The 22,750-nt window shown below is 40.7% G+C and carries 28 protein-coding genes and 1 riboswitch; of the genes, 7 read left to right on the top strand and 21 right to left on the bottom strand.

From position 1 onward, the window contains the following. Positions 1-9: 9 nt before the first annotated feature. The 15 genes from sufC to ABVJ71_RS14295 all read right to left on the bottom strand — a co-directional run bounded on the left by sufC (position 10) and on the right by ABVJ71_RS14295 (position 12,538). A complete protein-coding gene (gene sufC, locus ABVJ71_RS14365) occupies positions 10-795 on the bottom strand; it encodes a Fe-S cluster assembly ATPase SufC (RefSeq protein WP_353854622.1) in 786 nt (261 codons plus the stop codon). Positions 796-1,006: 211 nt separating this feature from the next. Beyond that, a complete protein-coding gene (locus ABVJ71_RS14360) occupies positions 1,007-1,174 on the bottom strand; it encodes a hypothetical protein (protein ID WP_353856728.1) in 168 nt (55 codons plus the stop codon). A gap of 185 nt (positions 1,175-1,359) precedes the next feature. Continuing rightward, positions 1,360-1,713 carry a carboxymuconolactone decarboxylase family protein gene (locus ABVJ71_RS14355; protein ID WP_353856695.1) on the bottom strand — a complete coding sequence of 118 codons (354 nt, stop codon included), beginning with the start codon at positions 1,711-1,713 and terminating at the stop codon, positions 1,360-1,362. A 120-nt stretch (positions 1,714-1,833) separates the two neighbouring features. Beyond that, on the bottom strand, positions 1,834-2,655 hold the full coding sequence (gene metQ, locus ABVJ71_RS14350) for a methionine ABC transporter substrate-binding lipoprotein MetQ (protein ID WP_353854621.1): 822 nt from the start codon (positions 2,653-2,655) through the stop codon (positions 1,834-1,836). Positions 2,656-2,669: 14 nt separating this feature from the next. Next, positions 2,670-3,338, bottom strand: coding sequence for a methionine ABC transporter permease (locus ABVJ71_RS14345; RefSeq protein WP_353854620.1), 669 nt, complete (start codon positions 3,336-3,338; stop codon positions 2,670-2,672). Further along, entirely contained in the window at positions 3,331-4,356 is a 1,026-nt protein-coding gene (locus ABVJ71_RS14340; RefSeq protein WP_353856694.1) for a methionine ABC transporter ATP-binding protein, read from the bottom strand. Before ABVJ71_RS14340 ends, ABVJ71_RS14345 begins: the two co-directional genes overlap by 8 nt. A gap of 139 nt (positions 4,357-4,495) precedes the next feature. Next, positions 4,496-4,604, bottom strand: a riboswitch (SAM riboswitch). Positions 4,605-4,706: 102 nt separating this feature from the next. Further along, a complete protein-coding gene (locus tag ABVJ71_RS14335; RefSeq protein WP_353854619.1) occupies positions 4,707-5,048 on the bottom strand; it encodes an SCP2 sterol-binding domain-containing protein in 342 nt (113 codons plus the stop codon). Between the two features lie 120 nt (positions 5,049-5,168). Then, positions 5,169-5,471 carry a thioredoxin family protein gene (locus tag ABVJ71_RS14330; RefSeq protein ID WP_353854618.1) on the bottom strand — a complete coding sequence of 101 codons (303 nt, stop codon included), beginning with the start codon at positions 5,469-5,471 and terminating at the stop codon, positions 5,169-5,171. A 13-nt stretch (positions 5,472-5,484) separates the two neighbouring features. Further along, a complete protein-coding gene (locus ABVJ71_RS14325; protein WP_353854617.1) occupies positions 5,485-5,835 on the bottom strand; it encodes a toprim domain-containing protein in 351 nt (116 codons plus the stop codon). 129 nt (positions 5,836-5,964) lie between these two features. After that, positions 5,965-6,201, bottom strand: a complete 237-nt coding sequence (locus ABVJ71_RS14320; RefSeq protein ID WP_353854616.1) for a YusG family protein — start codon at positions 6,199-6,201, stop codon at positions 5,965-5,967. Positions 6,202-6,245: 44 nt separating this feature from the next. Next, positions 6,246-6,629 (bottom strand): glycine cleavage system protein GcvH, encoded by a 384-nt coding sequence (gcvH, locus tag ABVJ71_RS14315; protein WP_353854615.1) that lies wholly within the window; start codon positions 6,627-6,629, stop codon positions 6,246-6,248. 65 nt (positions 6,630-6,694) lie between these two features. Beyond that, the gene (locus tag ABVJ71_RS14310) at positions 6,695-7,051 is read right to left on the bottom strand and encodes an arsenate reductase family protein (protein WP_353856693.1); all 357 of its coding nucleotides are present in this window, start codon (positions 7,049-7,051) and stop codon (positions 6,695-6,697) included. Positions 7,052-7,165: 114 nt separating this feature from the next. Next, positions 7,166-8,947, bottom strand: a complete 1,782-nt coding sequence (locus ABVJ71_RS14305) for an acyl-CoA dehydrogenase family protein (RefSeq protein WP_353854614.1) — start codon at positions 8,945-8,947, stop codon at positions 7,166-7,168. 15 nt (positions 8,948-8,962) lie between these two features. Then, positions 8,963-10,138: an acetyl-CoA C-acetyltransferase gene (locus ABVJ71_RS14300; protein ID WP_353854613.1), complete on the bottom strand. Its 1,176-nt coding sequence runs from the start codon at positions 10,136-10,138 to the stop codon at positions 8,963-8,965. A 12-nt stretch (positions 10,139-10,150) separates the two neighbouring features. Then, positions 10,151-12,538, bottom strand: a complete 2,388-nt coding sequence (locus ABVJ71_RS14295; RefSeq protein ID WP_353854612.1) for a 3-hydroxyacyl-CoA dehydrogenase NAD-binding domain-containing protein — start codon at positions 12,536-12,538, stop codon at positions 10,151-10,153. 198 nt (positions 12,539-12,736) lie between these two features. Between ABVJ71_RS14295 and ABVJ71_RS14290 the strand changes: the two genes are divergently transcribed. Genes ABVJ71_RS14290 through ABVJ71_RS14280 form a run of 3 tightly spaced genes read left to right on the top strand, consistent with a single transcriptional unit; the run spans position 12,737 to position 13,492 of the window. Then, on the top strand, positions 12,737-12,859 hold the full coding sequence (locus tag ABVJ71_RS14290) for a YuzL family protein (protein WP_353854611.1): 123 nt from the start codon (positions 12,737-12,739) through the stop codon (positions 12,857-12,859). Positions 12,860-12,902: 43 nt separating this feature from the next. Further along, entirely contained in the window at positions 12,903-13,136 is a 234-nt protein-coding gene (locus ABVJ71_RS14285; protein ID WP_353856692.1) for a hypothetical protein, read from the top strand. An 11-nt stretch (positions 13,137-13,147) separates the two neighbouring features. Then, entirely contained in the window at positions 13,148-13,492 is a 345-nt protein-coding gene (locus tag ABVJ71_RS14280; RefSeq protein ID WP_353854610.1) for a spore coat protein, read from the top strand. A gap of 31 nt (positions 13,493-13,523) precedes the next feature. Here ABVJ71_RS14280 and ABVJ71_RS14275 read toward each other — a convergent pair whose 3' ends face one another. From ABVJ71_RS14275 to ABVJ71_RS14265, 3 genes are all read right to left on the bottom strand, one after another. Continuing rightward, positions 13,524-13,775 (bottom strand): YusU family protein, encoded by a 252-nt coding sequence (locus ABVJ71_RS14275; RefSeq protein WP_353854609.1) that lies wholly within the window; start codon positions 13,773-13,775, stop codon positions 13,524-13,526. Positions 13,776-13,849: 74 nt separating this feature from the next. After that, positions 13,850-14,680 (bottom strand): ABC transporter ATP-binding protein, encoded by an 831-nt coding sequence (locus ABVJ71_RS14270; RefSeq protein WP_353854608.1) that lies wholly within the window; start codon positions 14,678-14,680, stop codon positions 13,850-13,852. A 147-nt stretch (positions 14,681-14,827) separates the two neighbouring features. Then, positions 14,828-15,277 carry a YusW family protein gene (locus ABVJ71_RS14265; protein ID WP_353854607.1) on the bottom strand — a complete coding sequence of 150 codons (450 nt, stop codon included), beginning with the start codon at positions 15,275-15,277 and terminating at the stop codon, positions 14,828-14,830. Between the two features lie 121 nt (positions 15,278-15,398). On the opposite strand from ABVJ71_RS14265, the gene ABVJ71_RS14260 reads away from it, so the two are divergent. Then, positions 15,399-16,244, top strand: a complete 846-nt coding sequence (locus ABVJ71_RS14260) for an SDR family oxidoreductase (protein ID WP_353854606.1) — start codon at positions 15,399-15,401, stop codon at positions 16,242-16,244. 36 nt (positions 16,245-16,280) lie between these two features. Here the strand turns inward: ABVJ71_RS14260 and ABVJ71_RS14255 are convergent, their stop codons facing one another. Then, positions 16,281-17,651: a trypsin-like peptidase domain-containing protein gene (locus ABVJ71_RS14255; protein WP_353854605.1), complete on the bottom strand. Its 1,371-nt coding sequence runs from the start codon at positions 17,649-17,651 to the stop codon at positions 16,281-16,283. Positions 17,652-17,984: 333 nt separating this feature from the next. Between ABVJ71_RS14255 and ABVJ71_RS14250 the strand changes: the two genes are divergently transcribed. Then, positions 17,985-18,659 (top strand): response regulator transcription factor, encoded by a 675-nt coding sequence (locus ABVJ71_RS14250; protein WP_353854604.1) that lies wholly within the window; start codon positions 17,985-17,987, stop codon positions 18,657-18,659. After that, complete coding sequence (locus tag ABVJ71_RS14245; protein WP_353854603.1) at positions 18,656-19,987, top strand: HAMP domain-containing sensor histidine kinase; 1,332 nt, start codon at positions 18,656-18,658, stop codon at positions 19,985-19,987. The genes ABVJ71_RS14250 and ABVJ71_RS14245 overlap by 4 nt, the downstream gene beginning before the upstream one ends. 20 nt (positions 19,988-20,007) lie before the next feature. Here ABVJ71_RS14245 and spxO read toward each other — a convergent pair whose 3' ends face one another. Then, complete coding sequence (spxO, locus tag ABVJ71_RS14240; RefSeq protein WP_353854602.1) at positions 20,008-20,172, bottom strand: anti-adapter protein SpxO; 165 nt, start codon at positions 20,170-20,172, stop codon at positions 20,008-20,010. Between the two features lie 191 nt (positions 20,173-20,363). Between spxO and ABVJ71_RS14235 the strand changes: the two genes are divergently transcribed. Then, complete coding sequence (locus ABVJ71_RS14235; protein WP_353854601.1) at positions 20,364-21,242, top strand: TetR/AcrR family transcriptional regulator; 879 nt, start codon at positions 20,364-20,366, stop codon at positions 21,240-21,242. Positions 21,243-21,277: 35 nt separating this feature from the next. On the opposite strand, the gene fumC is transcribed toward ABVJ71_RS14235, so the two are convergent. Next, complete coding sequence (fumC, locus tag ABVJ71_RS14230; RefSeq protein ID WP_353854600.1) at positions 21,278-22,672, bottom strand: class II fumarate hydratase; 1,395 nt, start codon at positions 22,670-22,672, stop codon at positions 21,278-21,280. Positions 22,673-22,750 lie beyond the last annotated feature (78 nt).

The following is a 22,750-nucleotide window of genomic DNA, read 5'->3' as shown; positions in this document are numbered from 1 at the left end:
TCCTATCGCTTACGCTTCTTGACCAACAGTCTCGTCTTCAATACCTAATTCTTTTTTAATCCAGTCATAGCCTTCTGCTTCTAGACGATGTGCAAGCTCTGGTCCGCCAGATTTCACGATACGTCCTTGCATCATCACGTGAACCTTATCTGGTGTAATGTAGTTCAAAAGACGTTGATAGTGCGTGATTATTAAGCAACCGAAGTTTTCTCCGCGCATTTTATTAATCCCTTTAGAGACAACTTTTAAGGCATCGATATCAAGACCAGAATCGATTTCGTCTAGGATGGCGATCTTTGGTTCAATCATCATCAATTGAAGAATTTCATTACGTTTTTTCTCACCGCCTGAGAAACCTTCATTTAGGTAGCGCTGTGCCATATCAGGGTCCATTTCTAGAAAGTCCATGTTTTCATCCATTTTGCGGATGAATTTCATCAGTGAGATCTCATCACCTTCTTCTCTGCGAGCATTGATGGCAGAACGAAGAAAGTCCGCATTTGTGACGCCGCTGATTTCAGATGGGTATTGCATTGCAAGGAAAAGACCTGCTTTTGCGCGCTCATCTACTTCCATTTCAAGTACATCTTCGCCGTCAAGTAAAATGCTACCCTTTGTCACTTCATATTTCGGGTGACCCATAATTGCAGCAGATAAAGTTGATTTACCTGTACCGTTTGGTCCCATTACTGCGTGGAATTCTCCACCTTTTATCTCGAGATTTACACCCTTTAAGATTTCTTTCCCTTCAATCTCAACGTGCAAGTCCTTAATTGTTAATGTCGAAGCAGTCATATATCGATACCTCCAAAATAATCATTATTCTCAATTTATTCTCATTCTAATTTTATAACAAATTAAAAGTGAATACAACACATTCACGACAAGCGTAAGAGGATGCCCTCAAAATTCTAACAAAAAATGCAGATGGATAAAAGAATTTATGTCGAAAAGACTGTTCTCATAAAAAGAAAAAGCGGGGAGTGATCTCCCCGCCCCTTAGCTATCAATAGCCCTGTATATTCATTTTTGCGAGCTGCCTTTTCTCATCTCGATAGGACTGCTCTCGTTTATATTCTACTTTCATCCGTAAGTCATGGTTTCTTTCGTACTCTGCATAGCTCATGCCATGAGATTTGTGCATGGCCTTTTCCATCTCGGCGGTATAATCCAATCCCAGTATACTCTGGTCCGAACCGATAATAAACCATCCCCTTCTTTTAGTGTAGTTCCATTTTATCAAATCAATGACACTTCACTCAAAAGGGATATGACGCTTTATGTTGGCATATTTTCTCACACACTGGCAAGAGAATCACTCATCTCTCCCATATGGAAAAATACCGTGTTTTCCTTGTATTAATGCGTCTGTCCGCCAAATTCATCAATACATTGCTGAACAACAGTGATCCCTTGGCTGAGTGCCGCTCCCCCGCCGAACGCTGCTGCTACACTGACGACTTCCAATACATTCTCTTCTGTAGCTCCTTGATCAAGCGCCCCCTTTGTATGATAAATCATACAATATTCATCTTGTGCATGAATGCTAATGCCAAGGGCAATCATTTGTTTCTCTTTTTGCGTCAAAGAACCGCTCTGAAAGCATTGCTCCGTAAATTCATTGAATTTCTTGCCAAACACCGGCATTTTCTTCTGAAATTCACCCATTGCGGTTTTATAATCGGATAGTGATTGTTGCATGGCTCCGCTCATATGCTGTTCGTTCACATTGATTCAATCCCTTCAGGTCATTTGTACGTCTTTATTATGAGCGAGATTTAAAAAAATACACAAAAAAACCTCGCTTTCATTCAAGCGAGGTTTTCGAGCATATTATTCAGATACAGGTAAGACTGCACCATCATATTTTTTTTCAATGAATTCTTTAATTTTGTTAGAGTGAAGCACTTCCATTAAAGTCTTGATTTTCTCTGATTTTTCATCACCTTTACGAACAGCTACAATGTTTGCGTAAGGGTTGTTCTTTGTTTGCTCAAGTTCAATTGCATCTTTCTTCGGATTCAAATGATTTTGAATTGCATAGTTTACGTTGATAAAGACTGCGTCTCCTTCACTGTTTTCATAAGCTTTCGCTGTGAGTTCAGGAGCGATTTTTTTGAATTTCAAGTTCTTTGGGTTTTCTTTAATGTCTTTCAATGTTGCGTTGATTGTATCAACCTTTGAATCAAGCTTGATCACGCCAGCATTTTGAAGTAGGGCAAGCATACGGCCTTGCTCAGCCACGTTGTTTGTCATAATGATCGTGCCGCCGTTTGGAATATCTTTGACTGATTTGTATTTCTTAGAGTAGATACCGAAAGGCTCAAGGTGAACAGCACCTGCACTCACTAGGTTATAATCTTTGTTTGATTTGTTTTCTTCGTTTAAGTAAGGAATATGTTGGAAAAAGTTCGCATCCACTTCTTTTTCAGCTAAAGCTTTATTGTACATTTTATAATCGCTAAGCACTTTTATTTTTAGGTCATAGCCTTTTTCTTTTAAAAGTGGTTTTGCTTCCTCAAGAATTTCAGCATGTGGTGTTTTTGATGCAGCAACCGTGATGGTTTTGCTTTCGCTTGCGTTATTAGATGAACCGCATGCAGCTAAAATGCCTGCAAATCCTAGAAATAGTGCACTTAAAATCAATTTCTTCATGAATAAATCCTCCCTTAACGTTTATCAATTTTATTGGTTATCAAATCACCGATTATCTGAATAATAAAGACGATGATTAGGATAAAAACAGTGGCAACAAGTGTGACATCTGTATTTCCAGATTGGTACCCTTCCACATAGGCGAGGTCACCAAGTCCGCCTGCCCCAATTGCACCTGCAATTGCAGTAGAACCAATTAAAGCAATTGCTGTGACAGTAATTCCTGAAATCAGGGCTGGCAATGATTCTGGCAGCAAGACTTTAAAAATAATCGTTGATGTCTTTGCGCCCATTGATCTTGCCGCTTCAATCACACCTTTGTCTACCTCACGAAGTGCAATTTCAACAAGACGTGCGTAGAAAGGTGCAGATCCAATGACAAGGGCGGGCAGAGCTGCATTTGGACCTAAAATGGTATGCATTAAGAATTTTGTAAACCCTAATAAAAGAATGATTAAAATGATAAAAGGAATCGATCTAAAAATGTTGACGATTGCCCCGATAACTGCATTGATCGGTTTATTTTCCCATAAACCGCCTTTACTAGTCAGAAAGAGCAATAGCCCTAGAATGATGCCGATGACAAAAGCAAATGCAAGTGAAATAAGCGTCATATACACCGTTTCACCCGTCGCATTCCAAATGACTTCAAGGTCAACATTCGGGAACCATTTCTCAAACATGTGTCATCACCTCAATTTCGACCTGTTTACTTTGAATATAGGCGATGGCTTTTTCCACTTCAGTCTCTACTCCATTGATGTGGATAAAGAGTGTTCCAAACGCACCTTCCTGCGTTTGAGTAATTTTCCCCTGGAGGATGTTCACATCGACTTGGAATGATCGAATGATATCAGTAATGAGCGGCTGCTCGGCAGAATCGCCGATAAAGGACAAACGAACAACCTTCCCTTCTTTCATTCGCTCTAAGATGTGCTCAATCGTTTCCTTGGCTTCCTCCGGTTCAACAAGCTGTTTCACAAATCGCTTCGTCATTTCTTCCTTCGGCTGTCTAAAGACGCGTAATACCTCGCCCTCTTCGACAATACGTCCATTTTCCATGACCGCCACACGATGACAAATTTTACGAATGACATGCATTTCGTGTGTAATGAGCACAATGGTTAAACCTAATCGTTGATTGATATCTGCCAAAAGCTCTAGAATGGAATCTGTCGTTTGTGGATCAAGAGCAGACGTTGCTTCATCACAAAGAAGAACCTTTGGATTATTTGCTAGTGCTCTAGCAATCCCTACGCGCTGCTTTTGTCCGCCGCTAAGTTGCGACGGATAGACATTTTCTTTTCCTTCTAAGCCGACCAATTTAATCAGTTCATCTGCACGAGCTCTCCGTTTTGAAGTCGGTACACCTGCAATTTCAAGCGGGAACATAATATTTTGCCGCACAGTTCTCGACCATAGTAGGTTAAAGTGCTGGAAAATCATGCTGATTTCCTGTCTTGCCTTGCGAAGTTTAGCGCTCGATATTTCATTAATCCGGTTGCCTGCCACTTCAATTATTCCTTCTGTTGGCAACTCTAGGCCGTTTAGTAGCCTAATCAGGGAGCTTTTCCCTGCGCCGCTATACCCGATTATTCCGAATATTTCACCTTTATCAATCTCCAAGTTGACGTTTTTCACCGCGTCAACATTTCCGTTTTTTGAGTGGTACGTTTTTGATACATTCTGTAATTGGATCACAGCCTGATCACCTGCTTTCTTGCTGAATCTGTAGCGTGCCATCACATACATTCTTCGTTCTTCCCTTATGACTATAGGTCAGTAAAAAAGACCTAACTGCAACACAAGCAGAAAGGCCTTTTATTTCAAATACGCCTTTCTCTCATCTTTCAAAGCGTTGCGGCTTTGAGTGAATTGGCACCAATTTCAGCTATGCTGACGGTTGCCGGGTTTCATAGGGCACGTCCCTCCACCTCTCTTAATAAGAGAAAATATGTTGTTTTATGTGATGTTCATGTTTTTACTAACGTAGGATATCATGCTACCCGAGATATGTCAACGCTGTAAATCGCTAATTTCCAAGTAAACGACTAAGTGATCATTTTCCTAAAAAAACCGTTCGTCAGCCAAAGCACCGCTTCTAATCTTAGAAGTGCTCGGAATGAGCCTTTCACCTTTACTTGCCCACGACTAATTAATTGCTGTAAAGATAAATTTCCATCTAATAATTGAAGAATTTCCTTTCTCTCACCATAAAAAGTGAGATCCGATAACTCAATTGCAGGTAGTTTCTTAACTTCACCACGTTCATCCACAATCAATGTACAAGAATCTGCTTCCGCTTCAAATGTAATCTTCAAGGATGATGATGAGAGCAGCGGTTTTAGTAAAAATCGCTGTTTTGTGTTTCCATGGGCTTTGGTTTTTTCCACATGTATAACCTCCCTGTCATTTGGTTATACATAACATTTCTCTACAAACGTTGGCTTGTCCTTTATAAATAACTCGACAAATTTTCAATTGAATGGCTTGAAACATGACAAAAAACCGCTTTATTTAGCGGTTTCAATCATTTCATGAAGATATGGAACAGAATGAAAGGCATAGCCTTTTTGAACGATCTTGCCTTCTTTAAACAATAGAAAGCATGGAACACTTTCTATTTCAAATCCTTTCGCTAAACCAGGTGAATAATTTAAATTATTCTCGTAAAATGGAACATCTGGCTGCATGGTATCTACAACTGTCAGCATTTTCTTCGCAAGCTGGCACGTTCCACAAAACGGTGTATATAAATACAAAAGAAATAAATCGTCCTTTATCTCCTTCAATTCATGCTCCTCAATCTCTTTCATAGTACGCCCACCCTCACAAATATTTCGAATGAACATCAATGTTTGCAGCTAATAAGACAGATGCAATATGGGCTGTTGGTGAAGCGGCAACTTCGCGGTACATTTTGTCTACAAAAAGATGAAGTGCTTCAGGGAACTCTTTTCGGAATTGCTTCCGCAGTTTATCGCCAGCATCGTCACTGTCTGCTAATATGTAAACGTCTTTCCCTAATAGATCGTCCACTAGCTGATCCAGCTTCGATGTACTGATGGTGCCATTGGTGCAAATAATGGTAACAGGCTCACTTATGACTTCTTTTAGTTTTTGTTTGTCTGATTTACCTTCTACAATGATGACCTTTTCTACATTCTCATGTTTCATCATGATCACCCGGCCCTTTTGACGTTGATTCACTTCTTCATTAGATTACAACCTTTAAGTAAGGTTGTAAAGATGAGACACTTGTTCATCAAAAAGACTGCAGCATTCTCTCGCTGCAGTCTGATTAAACGGTTAGCACCAGCCATTTTCATCATCACAGTCAACGTATTTTTCCGTCCCGTGTGTTAATGTATCAGACAAGCGATAAAACCGATTCTGATCATAGGAATAGCCAGGTTTCAACTCATATTGATTTTCACTAATCATCTTTCCAATCTCTTCATTTTGATGATAAAGCACCATGCCATCTTCTTTGAATCGACCAGTTACATGTTTTGTTATATCCACCTGTTCTTTTTGAAAAGACAAATTGGACACCCCCCATAAAGGTAGAGTGTCCAATTTCACATGAATTAGTCTTCTTTTGTCATTTCCTCATATTGCTCAGCAGTCATTAAGTTCTCGATTTCAGAGGCATCCGCTGGTTCTACAACGATCATCCATGCTTTCTCGTATGGAGATTCGTTCACGAATTCTGGGCTGTCATCTAGCTCATTGTTTACTTCAACGATTGTGCCGTTAATTGGTGCGTAAAGTTCAGAAACTGTTTTGACAGATTCTACACTTCCGAAAGGCTCATCCGCTGTCAATTTGTCTCCTACTTCAGGAAGCTCAACGAAAACGATATCGCCTAGCTCGGATTGAGCAAAATCCGTAATACCGATACGCACCTTATCTCCTTCTACTTTGACCCATTCATGCTCTTCGGAATAACGTAAATCTTTTGGTATGCTCATTCAATATCCCTCCAGTCTTTTTTTGCGTTTATATTGAAGATACCACAATCTGAATGAAAGTTACATCATTTCCAGACGCTTTTAAATGTATCTTCATTAAATCCAACTGTCACTCTATGACCGTCTGTTGTAATTGGACGCTTAATCAGCATACCATTTGATGCAAGCAATTCAAGCTGATCGTCCTCTGACATTGCAGGAAGTTGATCCTTAAGCTGCAGCTCTCGGTATTTCTGTCCGCTTGTATTAAAGAATTTCTTTAGCTCCAAACCGCTTTTTTGATAAAGAGCTCTGAGTGTTTCTTTATCCGGCGTCTCTTCGACGATATGTATGCTATTGATTTCTTTGTTGTGATCTTCAAGCCACTTTTTTGCTTTTCGGCATGTGCCGCAAGATGGATATTCATAAAAATCTAAAGCCATCATTTTCACCCCCTGCAAATTGTGACAACATTTTATCATAAACCATTTTAAAAACCTAAATGTATGCTTACAAAAAGGTGCGGACACGCGCATCCACACCTTTCGATTTGTTGCTTATACGATATATTTCTCGGCTTCAAAGATACGTTTAGCTACTTGACGCTTCGTCGCAATGACATTGATTGGTGTGAATCTTGTCAGCTTACGAAGGGCTGACAGACTCATGCGGAGTGAATCTCCTTCCTCCATGGCGATCAATGATTCTTTTGCATGTGCTTCAATTTCTAAAAAGGCTTCCTGTGTGAAAATTTGTGTGTAAGCGAGTTTTTGTGCGCTCTTCTCTACGCCTGTTGTGGCAATTGCTTTTTCTGTACGGAGAATAGCAGATTCAGCGGCAAAAATGCCATTGACAATATCGGCAATATTCACTAGAATCTCCTGCTCACGCTCTAGTGCTTTCCCATATTTCATCGCTGCCATGCCTGCAACCATAAGGGCAATCTTTTTCGCATGTGCAAGTAAATATTTCTCCTGATCAAGCGGCTGATCGCCTGGCTCTTCTGGCATCATCATCATGAGCTCTTCCTGCAATGTTTGCGCTTTTTGAAGGAGCGGCAGTTCACCTTTCATTGCCTTCTTCAAAAAAGTGCCTGGCACAAGCAAACGGTTGATTTCGTTTGTCCCTTCAAATATTCGGTTAATCCGTGAGTCACGATATGCTCTCTCGACTTCATATTCTTGCATAAAACCATAACCGCCGTGAATTTGTACGCCTTCATCCACAATATAATCTAATGTTTCAGAGCCAAGCACTTTACAAAGTGAGCATTCGATTGCATACTCCGCAATGGATTGCGCAATTTGCTTGCCATCCTTTTGCTCTTCATCACTTAATAAACCCATCCGCTGTTCGAATAATCCAACGGTGCGGTAAACGGCACTTTCCATTGCGTACAGCTTCGCCGACATGTTGGCTACTTTTTCACCAATTAAACTAAATTGAGAAATCGGCGTTTTGAATTGCTTACGCTGGTTTGCATATTCGGCAGATAATTGAATGACTCGTTTTGATGCACCGATTGTACCGACAGCCAGCTTATAGCGGCCGATATTCAAAATGTTAAAGGCAATCACATGCCCTCTGCCTATTTCACCAAGTAAATTCTCCTTTGGCACTTGCGCATCTTCAAGGATCAGTGTTCTTGTAGATGATCCTTTAATGCCCATCTTTTTCTCCTCAGGTCCTGTTTTGACACCCGGAAAATCCTTTTCTACGATAAAAGCAGAGAAATGTTCACCGTCAATTTTTGCATAGACCACAAAGACATCTGCAAATGCGGAGTTCGTGATCCACTGCTTCTCTCCATTTAATACATAATGCGTTCCAGCTTCATTCAGTACCGCTGTTGTTTTCGCTCCTAGTGCGTCAGAGCCTGATCCTGGTTCCGTTAAAGCATATGCCGCAATGGTCTCTCCGGAGGCGAGTTTCGGCAAGTAAGTTTCCTTTTGTGTTTGATTACCGAACAAGACGATAGGCAGAGAACCGATTCCGACATGAGCGCCATAGGAAAGAGAGAAACTGCCTGCTCTTGCGAATTTTTCAGTAATGATGGCAGAACTGATCTTATCTAAACCGAGTCCGCCAAACTCCTCAGGAACGTCGGCACCAAGCAGTCCAAGTTCTCCTGCCTTTTTTAAGAGCCTAACAGAATGCTCGAATTCATGATTCTCAATTTGATCAATATACGGCACAACATTTTGTAAAATGTACTCTTCTGTTGTTTTTCCAATCATCAAATGTTCATCAGAAAAATCCTCTGGTGTGAAAATATGCTCATAATTCGTCTCATCAATTAAAAAACTGCCACCCTTTTTTACATCTTCCATCGCTTTCATCTTGTGTCTCCCCCTTTAAATCAATTCAAAAATGCCTGCTGCTCCCATTCCTCCGCCGATACACATCGTGACAATACCAAATTGTTCGTTCCGTCTTTTCATTTCATGAATGAGTGATAACGTCAGTTTGGTTCCTGTACAGCCAAGCGGATGGCCTAAAGCAATCGCACCACCATTAACGTTCACCTTCTCTTCGTCTATTCCTAAATGCCGAATGACTTGAATCGCCTGAGATGCAAAGGCTTCATTTAATTCAAACAGACCAATGTCCTTTAGCTCAAGACCGGCTATTTTTAATACACGGGGAATGGCTTCAACCGGACCGATTCCCATAACTTCAGGCGGTACACCGCCAACAGCAAACGCTTTAAATTTAGCAAGCGGCTGAAGAGATAGAGAAGATGCCTTTTCACGGTCCATCAACATGACACATGCCGCACCATCACTTGTTTGTGAAGAGTTGCCTGCTGTGACCGTTCCTTTTGTTGAGAAAGCAGGACGCAATGTCGAAAGGATTTCCTCCGTTGTTCCAGGTCTTACTCCTTCATCCTGCGAAAAGGTGAATTGCTTTTCTTCTAGTTGATATTGCTCTCCAATCCGTCTTTCCGTGACATCAACAGGAACAATTTCGTCTGAAAACTTCCCTTCTTGCAATGCCTTTGCTGCCTTTTGATGGCTTCTCACTGCAAATGCATCTTGATCTTGTCGTGTAACCTGATACTTTTGTGCAACCTGTTCCGCTGTGTGCCCCATACTCATGTAGTATTCCGGTGCTTGTTCTGCCAATAGGGCATTCGGACGAATCGAATGTCCCATCATAGGTACTTGAGACATTGATTCAACCCCGCCTGCTAAAATGGTTTCTGCCTGCCCCAGCATAATGCGCTCACCTGCGTAAGCAATCGACTGAAGACCAGAAGAACAGTAGCGATTAATGGTGATGGCGGGTACAGTATAAGGCAGTCCTGCTAATGCCCCAATATTCCGTGCTACATTTAACCCTTGCTCTGCTTCTGGTGTCGCACACCCAATAATTAGGTCATCAATTGCCCCATCGTAATCACCGGCACGCTTCAATGTTTCTTTGACACACAATGCCCCCATATCATCAGGACGAACAGTTTTTAAAGATCCTTTTTTTGCTTTCCCGACTGGTGTTCTTGCGCCAGCTACAATTACTGCTTCTCTCATCTTTACTCCCCCTTAGTTACGTAAAGGTTTACCTTTAACTAGCATGTGCTGCATTCGTGCCTGTGATTTCACTTCTCCAACAAGACTTAGAAAGGCTTCTCTTTCAAGCTCTAATAAGTATTGCTCATCCACTTCTGTTCCAAATGGCAACTTTCCGCCCGAGATGACGTATGCCAGTTTTTTCGCAATGGTCATGTCATGCTCTGAAATGTAACCAGAAAGCCTCATATTTTCAGCAGCCAGAATCATCGTTGCATAGCCTGTTTCACCCATTACCGGCACCTTTTGCTTCAGCGGCGCACGATACCCGCTTTCATCGAGTGAAAGTACTAGCTGTTTTGCATTATAGATGAGGTGATCACCGTTCATGCTTATCCGATCACTTGGACGTAGCATATTCATGTCTCTTGCTTCTTCAGCTGATGTTGACACTTTCGCCATCGCAATGGTTTCAAAGGTTTGAAGCGTCGCATCTTGTATGACTGTAGCAGACGGTTTAGACTCTCCTTGCAAATGGCGAAGATAAAGCTCTTTATTTCCTCCGCCTCCTGGAATGAGGCCGACACCTACTTCTACAAGTCCCATGTAGGTTTCACTGGACGCCTGTATACCGGTTGCTGGCAGGCAAAGCTCTGTTCCGCCTCCAAGTGTCATGCCAAACGGAGCCACAACAACCGGACGCTCACTATATTTAACCTTCATCATAGCCTGCTGGAAGCGGCGAATCACAAAGTCAATTTCAAAAAAATTATCATCCTGCGCTTCCATTAAAATAAGGGCAAGGTTTGCTCCAACACAGAAGTTCTTTCCTTGGTTTCCAATGACAAGTCCTTTATAATTCTTTTCTGTTTCATCTATTGAACGATTGATCATATCAATCACATCAAGCCCAATCGCATTACTCTTAGAGTGGAATTCAAGCAGCACAATATCGTCACCAATATCAATCAAGCTTGCACCTGTATTTTTGAAGATCACACCATTTTGCTTTTTCAATCTGGCAATTGAGATACTTTTCTCGTTCACTTTCTCCAGCTCGTAGGCTCCATCCTGATAATAGGCACGCTGTCCCTTGTCATTTTCTTGATAAAATGTCTCATGTCCTTCAGCCAGCATGTCTTGCACCCATTTCGGAATGTCATGACCTTCTTTCTCCATTCGATGGACGGCTGTTTTTACACCAATTGCATCCCATAATTCAAAGGGACCATGCTGCCAACCAAATCCCCATTTCATGGCGTTATCAATTGATTGAATATCGTCAGCAATCTCGCCTTTTAGATGAGCTGCATAAAGGAGCACAGGCGCTGTGATGTTCCAAAGCAACTGTCCTGCACGGCCGTCTTGGTACATAAGCGTTTTCAATTTAGCATTCGTTCCTTTTTGCTGCTTTGCCATTTCGATGCCCGGATCTTTCAGCTTTGTCCGTTCTCCATATGTTAACGTCACTGGATCAAGCTCTAAAATGTTTTTCCCATTTTTTTGATAAAAACCTTGTCCTGCCTTGCTGCCAATCCAGCCATTCTCAATCATTCTTTCGATGAATTCAGGAAGCTGAAACATATCTTTTTCCTTACCTTCTACCTGTTCGTATACGTTGCGCGCAACATGAGAAAAGGTGTCAAGTCCTACCACATCAAGTGTACGGAAGGTGGCACTTTTCGGTCTGCCGATCAGTGTACCTGTGACAGAATCAACTTCTCCAATTGTATATTTGTTTTCAAGCATTTCCCGCACCGTGACAAGTAGTCCATATGTTCCAATTCGGTTGGCGATAAAGTTTGGCGTGTCCTTTGCTTCAACAACTCCCTTGCCAAGCACATCCTCACCAAATGTTTTCATGAATGCAAGTACTTCTGGATCCGTTTCCTGAATAGGAATAATCTCTAGCAACTTTAAATACCGAGCTGGGTTGAAAAAATGTGTTCCTAGAAAGTGACGCTTAAAATCATCTGACCTGCCTTCTGCCATTTTTTCAACAGAAATGCCTGATGTATTACTTGAAACAATGCTACCTTTTTTACGGTGTTGGTCGATAAGAGAGAATACGTGTTGTTTGATGCTGAGTTTTTCAGTGACCACTTCGATGATCCAGTCTGCATCATGTAATAAGGAAAGGTGATCTGTGAGATTTCCGGGTGTGATGTATGATAGATTTTTCGCTGAAGTAAGAGGTGCTGGCTTTTGCTTTAATAGTCTTTTCATCGCTTCTTGACTCAATCTATTCCGAACAATAGGGTGATCAAGCGTTAGCTTTTTTGCCGATTCTTCCTTTGTCAGTTCATTTGGCACAATATCTAGCAGTGTTACTGGTATCCCGATATTGGCTAGATGTGCAGCAATACCTGAGCCCATGACACCTGAACCAATGACAGCCGCCTTGCGAATTTGTTTGCCCATAAATATCCCCCTAAACATTTTGAATGAATAGTCATTCATTTTTTACTCAAAAAAAATCAATGCCTCTTCCTTTATCTTAAAAGATTTTCCTAAACAGTTCAATAGAAGATTTCAAAAATTTACACATTCCTTTGGTTTCACCTTCAAAGGTATGAAATAACGGACAAAGGGAACTGTAAGAATGGAGGTGATGTCTAGATGTCTCGTTTGAAGAAATATCCATCTAAAGCTGGCGTAAGTGCCGCAAGTGTAAAAGGGAACGCAGGTCCATCACAAGAAGCAGACCTAGACGAAAAAAAGGCCAGCTACAATCAGTTTTAAACAACGAAATCATAAGGAGGAAAACACCTTGAACAATCAACACATGAATACGCCCCCAAATGTCATTTCAGTGAAGGATTCTTTGTACTTAGAGGATATGTTGAACTGGAATTTGATTGCAATGAAAAAGGCTCATTTTATGGCCGAGCATTGTCAGGATCAAACACTTAAAAATGAATTAAATCAAGTCGGCCAAATGCATCATCAACATTACACACAAATTCTTCAGCATTTAAACAGTTCAGCGCAAGGCCAGTCATCTGGCTTTATGCAATAGGAGGAAATGATATGGAACAACAAAACCAACAAAAAATCGGGAATCCGCAAACCCCTGTCCCGACAACAACAAACATGAATGACCGAGATCTTATCACAGATTTGCTCTCTACTGAAAAATATATGACAAACGGGTACAGCACCGCTCTCAACGAATTCAGTCATGAATCTCTTTACGAAGATATTCAGCGAATCGCCCTTGAGACGCAGAAAGCACAAAGACACTTATATGATGTCATGTTCAGATATGGCTGGTATTCAGTTGAAGCTGCTGATCAGCAAAAGCTGCAGCAGGCACATCAGAAATTTCAGCAAACACTGACAGATCAATCTCCATACGGTTCATCACCGATGTAAAAAAAACTGCCAGAAACGGACTGGCAGTTTTTTAGCGATCTTTTTTAGCTCGATGAGTCTCATTTAAGGTCTTAATTCGTTGAATCGTTTCTTTCATCTCTTCTTTTGCTTCTGAGTAGGTCTCATTAAAATGCTTGGCTAAAGGCGGCATGCTTTTTGCAATATGTGAATAAATGATCCATTGTTTCACATCATTCTTAAGCTCATCTGTCGTTTCACCAAGAAGCAGCTCTGTATATTTATCAAGCAAGCCTTCAAGCTTTTTATCTAATTCATTTCCCATTCATTCTCCGCTCCCTTTTTAAGAAAAAAGCCTGACTCTGTTTTTGATACAGATGTCAGGCTTTTGACATACGATTATCTTGCAGCAAGATATGTCTCGGCTTGCGCTTGTTGCACAATACAGCGTCCTCTGCCATGCGGAATACATAATGGTGTTCCAAATAAAGGATCTGTTGTCACTTGGCAATTCATATCAAAGACATTTTTCACAAGGTCGCAATTAATTACGGTTTCAGGTCTTCCTTCTGCATAAATGGTCTTATCTTTAATCGCCACCAGATGATGGGCATATCTGCATGCGAGATTAAGGTCATGAAGAACCATCACGATCGTACGCTTTTCTTTTTCATTCAGGTCAAAAAGGAGATCAAGGATTTCAATTTGATGCGTCATATCTAAATACGTTGTCGGCTCATCTAACAAGATAATATCCGTCTCTTGCGCCAACGTCATCGCAATCCAAGCACGCTGCCTTTGTCCACCTGATAATGAATCAACCGTTCGATCAGCGAGGTCTTCCATCTTTGTTGACTTTAAGGCACGATTCACCGCTTCTTCGTCTTGTTTAGACCACTGTTTTAACCAATTTTGATAAGGATATCTGCCTTGCTTGACTAATTGATGCACGGTTAATCCTTCTGGCGCTTCTGGTCCTTGCGGAAGAATGGCCAGCTCTTTTGCGACCTCTTTCGTTGGTAATTTTGCAATGGAATGACCTTCTAACAGGACGGAGCCACCCATTGGCTTCATGAGACGCGCCAAAGAGCGAAGTAGCGTGGATTTACCGCATCCATTGCTGCCAATAAATACTGTGATTTCACCCTTAGGGATTGATACATTTAATTCATCAATGATTATTGTTTCTCCATAGCCTAAGCTTAAACCTTCAGTAGAAATGGCACTCATTCCGCTCAAACGCTCCTTTTCTCATACATGTTTTTTATTTTGAACATCGCCTTTGAATAGACGTAAAAGACCAGTTATCTCATTTTAGTGTATCAGATTTAAGTGATCTTGAAAATCATTTTCAATTAAAAAGTGAGAAAGTCTTTTTTACTTCTTCTTCTCAAATGTACGGTTTGTTCCGTCTTCCAGCTTCAGATCTACTTGAATTCGCTGATAGTCATCATCCAGATTCAAAGCGGTTAACAGTTCGTTCACATACGTCTCATTGATTTTTGATACAGGAGCGGATATATCACTTAGTTTCATCTTCATCTCCCGCAGTCCTTCTTCTCCTTCATAGCGTACACCATTCATATGATCTCTGATAAGTGCTTCTTCATGTCCACTTCTCTGCCGGTATGTTGCTTCGTATATATCATTCTTCTGACCGTATTGGACATGCAGATGAAGATGCTGAAATGGCAATTCCTTCATTTGAACGGCTGACAGACTCTCTGCCTCCGCTTCGCTTGTATGTTTTAACGGTTCGATTGATTGGCATCCGGACATCATAAATAGCAGCACTCCTATTAGTCCCGCCTTCTTCCAACACAACATGTGTTTCCTCCTATTCAACATGATCGTTTTTGTATTCTTCTCCAAGCGACTTTTCCTTATTCATCAAAGCCCAGCATTATGGTAAATTAAAACAAAAGAGAGAAGTCAAAAGGAGAATCGGATGATGAAAAAAACAGCCATTGTCACAGGCGCCAATAGCGGCTTTGGGAAATTAATCACGCTGCGCCTTGCAAAGCAAGGTTATACAGTGATCGCTGGCGTCAGACAAGCAAAAAACGCCGAAAAGCTCGCTCAGGAGGTGAAAAAGGCCTCTCTGTCACCACATATTCATATTGAATCTTTAGATGTCACTGATTCACAATCTATTCAAGCATTGAAGGAGAAACTTGACGACTATGCCCCAATCACCTTGCTCGTTAACAATGCTGGAACAGCCTATGGCGGTTTTGCTGAAGAGATTCCCATTGACACGTATCGCCAGCAGTTCGAGATTAATGTATTCAGTGTGATGCAAATGACACAAACTGTTATTCCCTTCATGACAAGCGGCGCAAAAATATTGAACATGAGCAGTATTAGCGGGTTAATGGGAATGCCTGCACTCTCACCTTATGTATCGTCAAAGTTTGCATTAGAGGGCTATACAGAGAGCTTACGTATTGAACTGGCACCGTTTGGCATACAAGCGGCCTTGATTGAGCCCGGCTCCTTTCATACAAATATTTGGAACACATCAATGAACGAGCAAATAATAGAGCCAGTGGAAAATTCTAAATACAGCACCTTCCATCAAAAAATGATGGCTTATTTGGATGCTCAGAAGTCAAATTACGGAGACCCCAATCAAGTCGCTGAACTCGTTGTCACACTCGCTGAAAAAAAGCATCTGAAACGACTTAGGTATTTGATCGGGAAAGGGGTTCGTCTTTCATCCACAGCAAAGCGTCTCTTGCCTTGGCATCTTTGGGAAAAAATCATTTTACGTACGCTTTTTGCTAAAAAATGAACAAAAAAACAGGTGATGAATCCACCTGTTTTGATTTTATTCATTATCAGACTTCCCGAGAGTAATATCTAAATTTTTGGTCTTTCCTTCACGAATGACCGTCATTGTCGTTTTATCGCCGATTTTTGTTTCTTTGTATAGGATTTCTTTTAACTGTGAGCTGTTCGCCACTTGTTTTCCTTTGAACTTGACAATCACATCTCCAGATTTCAAGCCTGCCTTTTGTGCCGGCGATCCTTTAGATACATCTTTCACATAAATGCCATTACCGATTTGTTTATCAAATAAGCCTAGCGTATTTTCCTGATAAGTTTCTGGTACTTGCTCAAGGTCAATCATCTGTACACCAAGATATGGTCGTTCGACTTTCCCATTTTTCAACAACTCATCCACAATTGGTTTCACATCGTTACTTGGAATGGCAAATCCTAATGATTCGACACCGCTTTCGCTAATTTTTAAGCTGTTAATGCCAATCACTTGACCTTTCGTATTAATGAGCGGACCCCCGCTGTTCCCTGGGTTAATTGCCGCATCTGTTTGCAGTACATTCATCTCTACAGTACCAGATGAAGTATTGGCTTCAACGGTTCGATCGACACCGCTAATAATGCCTTCTGTGACTGTACCTGAGAACTGAGAACCTAGCGGATTTCCAATCGCAATGACCTTATCTCCAGCTCGGAGTTTAGAAGAGTCACCAAAGCTTGCCACCTTATCAATGCCATCTGCATTAATTTCGACAACGGCTAAATCTGTCATAACGTCACTGCCCACAAGCTTGGCGTCTTTTGTTTTTCCGTCATAAAGGGTGACCTTTAATTTATTTGCTCCTTCGACAACGTGGTTATTCGTAATAATATATGCTTTGTTGCCATCCTTTTTGAAGACGACACCTGAACCAGTTCCCGCTTCAGCTTCAGTCGTGTCTCCGTCAAGACCAAACGAGTTTTGTGTAGATTGATAGTTTGATACACCCACAATGGTTGGTTCTAAATCCTCTACCATATCTGCCACATTCGTGGCATTGGTGATTTGCTTCGTTGAGAAGTTATCAGACGTCACTGATTCATCTGAAGCTGTTTGGGTTTGTGTGTTTGCTGCTGTGTCCTGTGATTGCGGCAAAAGTGGTGTGATACCAAGCACTAGTCCCCCGCCGATAATACCTCCGAGAATTGGGCTCAGCCATGCAGCCTTACGTTTTTTCTCTTTTTTAGAAGTGCGGTCATCCATTATATGAGGTGCTCTGTTTGTCACATTTTCTTGAGATGCAGAAGTTTCATCTTTATGGTGGTGTAAAATAAGTTCCTTCTCTTTTTCCAGTTCATCTATTTGTTTCTCATTCTCTTGATGCGCATCTTCTTGATGATTCACACTTTTCTCTTCATCTTCTCTTCGGTAATCCATCGCTTGCACTCCCTTTTGCATCATTTTCATAAAATGCTTGATTCATATGTGTAGATAGGACTCGTGTCCTCTTAAAAAGTCATTGAAAATAAATCTTACAATATGTCAAATTATATAATACTTATTCATAGAAAAAAAGCAAGGTGCGCACATTGGTGATAAGCACCTGTTGATCAGCTTTTTGCCTATGCCCTTTTTTCCCTTGAGCTTATCATAAACAAACATTATGGGATAATGATGAGAAGAATATGTGAAATTATGAAAAATGCGCGTGATAATTGACATGTCGCCTTTGTCTCCCGTTATAATGACGTTGAGAGGATGTGGAAGACCTTGTCGTACACAATATATTTAGTTGAAGATGAACAAAACTTAAATAAACTATTAACCAAATATTTGGAGAGTGAACAATGGAATGTCTCTTCTTTTTTGACTGGAGAAGCTGCACGTCAAGCAATGGACAAACCACCTCATCTATGGATTTTGGACATCATGCTGCCTGATACGGACGGCTATACATTAATTAAAGAAATTAAAGCTGCATCACCTGACGTACCGGTCATTTTTATCTCAGCACGTGATGCGGATATTGATCGTGTCCTTGGTTTAGAGCTGGGGAGCAGTGATTATATCGCCAAGCCGTTCCTTCCGCGTGAACTGATCATCCGGGTGCAAAAGCTGCTGGAACTTGTGTATAAAAAAAGCAATGCAGTGCAAAAAAGTGTCACATCTGTTTCCTCATATATCATTCATGAGGACGTCAGAGAAGTATACGAACAGGATAAGCTAATCAACTTAACTTCTAAGGAATTTGATTTATTGTTATTATTTACACATCACCAAGGACATGCCTTTTCTCGTGAAGATATTTTAGTCAAGATATGGGGACATGATTACTTCGGGACAGACCGCGTCGTCGATGATCTGGTCAGACGTCTGCGCAAAAAAATGCCTAACTTAAAAGTCGAAACCATTTATGGATTCGGTTATAGGATGCTAAAGGGATGAAGAACAAACCACTTGCTTTTCAAATTTGGGTCGTCATCTCTGGTATTTTGCTCACCATCTCTATTGTCCTCATCTTCTTATTTTCAAATACGTTACGCAACTTCTTCACGAATGAAATTTATAAAAACATTGAGAATGAACAACAAGTGTTAACAGAATACCCTTTGAATAGGGATGGCACGCCAAAATCGACACCAGAAAACCGCTCGGTTCAGCATATTCTCATCCCGTCAGATGAATTGAACCAAATGGAACAATTTTTCCCGCACACTTTTATTGAGAAAGTACAAACCTTCGTAAAAAAACAAAAAAGCGCGACAAAACGCTATTCTGAAGAGGTAAACGGTCAGCATATCTTTTTTGTCATTAAAAAGATATCAACAGGAGACACACCATATATTTTACTTTCCTATGCACCGGATTCTTATCGTGATGACCTGTCGTTTACTTTGTTTAAACAGTTGATTTTGATATTAGGCACTGTCATTTTACTGAGCTGGATTCCATCCATATGGCTTGCGCGCTACTTATCCCGTCCTATTGTCGCGTTTGAAAAACACGTGAAACGGATTGCACAAGAAGATTGGGATGACCCCGTCATTGTCGATCGTCAGGATGAAATTGGAAAACTCGGTCATACGATTGAAGAAATGAGACAAAAACTCATTCAAAAAGATGAAACCGAACGAACGCTTTTGCAAAACATTTCACACGACTTAAAAACACCTGTAATGGTCATCCGCGGTTATACGCAATCAATTAAAGATGGTATTTTCCCAAAGGGAGATCTTGAACATACGGTGGAAGTGATTGAAGGTGAAGCGGAAAAACTTGAGAAAAAAATCAAAGATTTGCTGTATTTAACCAAACTTGATTATTTATCAAAGCAACATCCGTCACATTCTTCCTTCCTAGTGAGTAATACGATGTTGGAGGTGGTCGACCGAATACGCTGGTCGAAAAATGAATTGCAGTGGAACGTGGACTTAGATGATGAGGCTACACTTGAAGGTGATCCAGAACAATGGAGTAAGCTATTTGAAAATGTACTAGAAAATCAACTTCGCTATGCAAAAAGTAAAATTGATATTCACATGACTGAAAAAGAGGATCAAATCAGCATCGTAATTCGTAATGACGGTCCCCCAATTGAAGAAGAGATGCTATCCAACCTATACGAACCTTTTAGTAAGGGAAAAAAGGGCGAATTCGGTATTGGATTAAGCATTGTCAAAAGAATCCTCTCAATGCATCAAGCTTCCATATCAATTGAAAATGATGATCTGGGTGTACGTTATACGATCACTGTTCCAAAGAAGAGACTGTAGGCACTGACCGCAGTCTTTTTTTATATGAAAGAATACCCATTTAAATCGCGGTATGTGGCTTTCATCTTTTTACCAGCTTGGTACATCCACTTCTTTTCAATCATTGTATCCTTCGGCATTTTCACTTTTTCTACTTGAATTCCTTTTGTTCGCAAGCGTCTGATCATATCATCTATTTCTCTCATGGAATATCATCCTTTCACATATTTTGACCGGTTGGTCACCTTACTTTATAATATAAAGAATTACAGTGTAAAAAACAAGTTACAATCTGATTAATTTTCGAAAACTTTCCTAGTGTATGACCAATAAGTCACATCTCTCAGCCCACGTTTCCTAAGACATTTGTCACTTGGTAAGAAAGGATGACATCATATTGAAGAAGAAAGAAAAAATGATCATAGAAGCCGGCATGAAATTATTTGCCAGCAAGGGCTACAATACAACTTCCGTTCAAGAGATTGCTGATGAATGCCACATATCAAAGGGTGCTTTTTATCTTTATTTCAAATCAAAAGAAGCTCTGCTTATTTCGATCTTGCATTACTATTACGATAAGGTATTTACCCGAATTCATGAGGTTCAAACAGAAGGCGGCACACCGAAAGACGCCTATCGCAAACAACTTACCGTCTATTACGATAATATTTTGCAGCAAAAAGATTTTATTAAAATGCAGCTCAGCGATCGAGCACTCCCAATAAATGAAGAGACGCAACAGCTCGCCAAACAAATCAGGCTTGCTACGATTCAGCTACACATTGATAACATCAAACGGGTGTACGGAGACTTAGCCATTCCTTATATGACCGATCTTTGTTTGACCATTGAAGGGATGAGTCATGTTTATTTTGAACTTGCGATTTTATATGATTTCAAGTTGGAAGCAGATAAGCTGGCGACGACGATGGTTCACCGTATTGATGATTTGATGAGAGGAATGATGAAGAGAAAAGATATTCCGCTCATTTCTATTGACCAAGCAAGTGAATGGTTTGGTCCGATCTATGAGCATTCATTTGATCCGCTGACTGAATCTCTTTTAAAGGAATTAACCGAGCTGGCAGAAACACATTATGAAGTGAAAAATGAGCCTGACTTGTTTGAAGCACTTGACATTTTAGAAAATGAGTTAAATAAACAAAAACCAAGACAAGTCATTGTCAAAGGCATGCTCTATCAACTGAAAATGTACACGCCTCTTCAATCAATCTGTGAATCACTATTACGTACGTTGAAAGAGGATCATTTATAAAAAACCAAGGGCGGCTACCCCTGGTTACTGGTTTCTTATTTTGCTTTTGGTGTCACCATTTCTTCTGGTTTCACAAATTGTTCAAATTGCTCTTCTGTCAGTAGCTCTAATTGAAGTGCTGCTTCTTTTAAAGTTAGTCCTTCTTTGTGAGCAAGTTTTGCAATTTTTGCTGCATTTTCATATCCGATATGAGGGTTTAAAGCTGTCACAAGCATCAATGAATTTTGCAGGTTTTTCTCAATTGTCTCAAGGTTCGGTTCAATACCGATGGCACACTTATCATGGAACGAGTTCATACCGTCAGCAAGTAATTCAACAGATTGTAAGAAATTATAAATGATCACTGGCTTGAATACGTTTAACTCAAAGTTCCCTTGACTTGCTGCAAAACCGATTGTTGCATCATTCCCCATGATTTGTGCTGCAATCATTGTTAAGGCTTCACTTTGTGTTGGGTTGACTTTCCCTGGCATAATCGAGCTTCCCGGCTCATTCTCAGGGATGATTAACTCGCCAATGCCGCAACGAGGTCCGCTTGCAAGCCATCTCACATCATTGGCAATTTTCATTAAATCAGCCGCAAGTGCTTTAAGGGCACCATGTGCATATGTGATTTCATCATGGCTTGTCAGCGCATGGAATTTGTTAGGTGAAGACTTGAACGTTTGACCTGTCAGTTGACTGATTTCTTCAGCCACATATGTGCCGAACTCAGGATGTGCGTTAATTCCTGTACCAACAGCTGTTCCGCCAATGGCAAGCTCTCTCATTTTTTCAGTTGATTCTAGAATCATTTCTTTTGAACGGTCCAACATATAGACCCAGCCGCTAATTTCTTGACCAACTGTGAGCGGTGTTGCATCTTGTAGGTGCGTACGGCCAATTTTAACGATCTCTTGATATGCTTTAACTTTCTCATCAAGCGTTGCTCTTAGCTGATCAATTGCAGGTACTAATTTGTTGTATACAGCTAAAACTGCTGCCACGTGCATTGCTGTCGGAAATGTATCGTTTGAACTCTGACTGCGGTTCACATCATCATTCGGATGAATGCTCAGTTCAACATGTTTGTCTTTCAAATAAGCAGTCGCTCTATTTGCTACAACTTCGTTCATATTCATGTTACTCTGCGTTCCACTGCCTGTTTGCCAAACAACAAGCGGGAAATGCTCATCATACTTTCCACTGATGATGTCATCACATACAGCCACGATGGCTTCTGCTTTTTCACTTTCAAGATTACCAAGACGTTGATTGGCAATTGCTGTACTACGCTTTAAAATTGCAAACGCATTCACAACTTCCTTTGGCATTTTCTCAGAACCGATTTTGAAGTTTTCTTTACTACGTTGTGTTTGTGCCCCCCAAAACTTGTCCTTCGGCACTTTGATTTCGCCCATTGTATCTTTTTCGATTCTAAACTCGGTCATTATGTATCCCTCCATAGCTTCTCATCACTCAACCCTATTCTATACAAAAAACGAAAATCCTTTAAGCGTTTTCAATTA

Origin of the sequence: Bacillus sp. Bos-x628 (assembly GCF_040500475.1) — a bacterium.
In the GTDB taxonomy this organism is placed as follows: Bacteria; Bacillota; Bacilli; order Bacillales; family Bacillaceae; genus Bacillus; species Bacillus maqinnsis.
The sequence above is the reverse complement of the archived record's forward strand: the minus strand, read 5'-3'. Positions and strand labels throughout refer to the sequence as shown.

Coding starts and splice junctions, on each gene's coding strand:
- ABVJ71_RS14330 (WP_353854618.1), bottom strand. CDS start 5,471: ATGAAAGAGATTGAGGAGCATGAATTGAAGGAGATAAAGGACGATTTA.
- spxO (WP_353854602.1), bottom strand. CDS start 20,172: ATGAGAGAAATAGATGATATGATCAGACGCTTGCGAACAAAAGGAATT.
- ABVJ71_RS14290 (WP_353854611.1), top strand. CDS start 12,737: ATGTCTCGTTTGAAGAAATATCCATCTAAAGCTGGCGTAAGTGCCGCA.
- ABVJ71_RS14355 (WP_353856695.1), bottom strand. CDS start 1,713: ATGAGCGGAGCCATGCAACAATCACTATCCGATTATAAAACCGCAATG.
- metQ (WP_353854621.1), bottom strand. CDS start 2,655: ATGAAGAAATTGATTTTAAGTGCACTATTTCTAGGATTTGCAGGCATT.
- ABVJ71_RS14305 (WP_353854614.1), bottom strand. CDS start 8,947: ATGAAAGCGATGGAAGATGTAAAAAAGGGTGGCAGTTTTTTAATTGAT.
- gcvH (WP_353854615.1), bottom strand. CDS start 6,629: ATGAGCATACCAAAAGATTTACGTTATTCCGAAGAGCATGAATGGGTC.
- ABVJ71_RS14285 (WP_353856692.1), top strand. CDS start 12,903: ATGAATACGCCCCCAAATGTCATTTCAGTGAAGGATTCTTTGTACTTA.
- ABVJ71_RS14260 (WP_353854606.1), top strand. CDS start 15,399: ATGATGAAAAAAACAGCCATTGTCACAGGCGCCAATAGCGGCTTTGGG.
- ABVJ71_RS14295 (WP_353854612.1), bottom strand. CDS start 12,538: ATGGGCAAACAAATTCGCAAGGCGGCTGTCATTGGTTCAGGTGTCATG.
- ABVJ71_RS14325 (WP_353854617.1), bottom strand. CDS start 5,835: ATGATGAAACATGAGAATGTAGAAAAGGTCATCATTGTAGAAGGTAAA.
- ABVJ71_RS14255 (WP_353854605.1), bottom strand. CDS start 17,651: ATGGATTACCGAAGAGAAGATGAAGAGAAAAGTGTGAATCATCAAGAA.
- ABVJ71_RS14275 (WP_353854609.1), bottom strand. CDS start 13,775: ATGGGAAATGAATTAGATAAAAAGCTTGAAGGCTTGCTTGATAAATAT.
- ABVJ71_RS14270 (WP_353854608.1), bottom strand. CDS start 14,680: ATGAGTGCCATTTCTACTGAAGGTTTAAGCTTAGGCTATGGAGAAACA.
- ABVJ71_RS14300 (WP_353854613.1), bottom strand. CDS start 10,138: ATGAGAGAAGCAGTAATTGTAGCTGGCGCAAGAACACCAGTCGGGAAA.
- ABVJ71_RS14345 (WP_353854620.1), bottom strand. CDS start 3,338: ATGTTTGAGAAATGGTTCCCGAATGTTGACCTTGAAGTCATTTGGAAT.
- sufC (WP_353854622.1), bottom strand. CDS start 795: ATGACTGCTTCGACATTAACAATTAAGGACTTGCACGTTGAGATTGAA.
- fumC (WP_353854600.1), bottom strand. CDS start 22,672: ATGACCGAGTTTAGAATCGAAAAAGATACAATGGGCGAAATCAAAGTG.
- ABVJ71_RS14280 (WP_353854610.1), top strand. CDS start 13,148: ATGGAACAACAAAACCAACAAAAAATCGGGAATCCGCAAACCCCTGTC.
- ABVJ71_RS14245 (WP_353854603.1), top strand. CDS start 18,656: ATGAAGAACAAACCACTTGCTTTTCAAATTTGGGTCGTCATCTCTGGT.
- ABVJ71_RS14310 (WP_353856693.1), bottom strand. CDS start 7,051: ATGGCTTTAGATTTTTATGAATATCCATCTTGCGGCACATGCCGAAAA.
- ABVJ71_RS14265 (WP_353854607.1), bottom strand. CDS start 15,277: ATGTTGTGTTGGAAGAAGGCGGGACTAATAGGAGTGCTGCTATTTATG.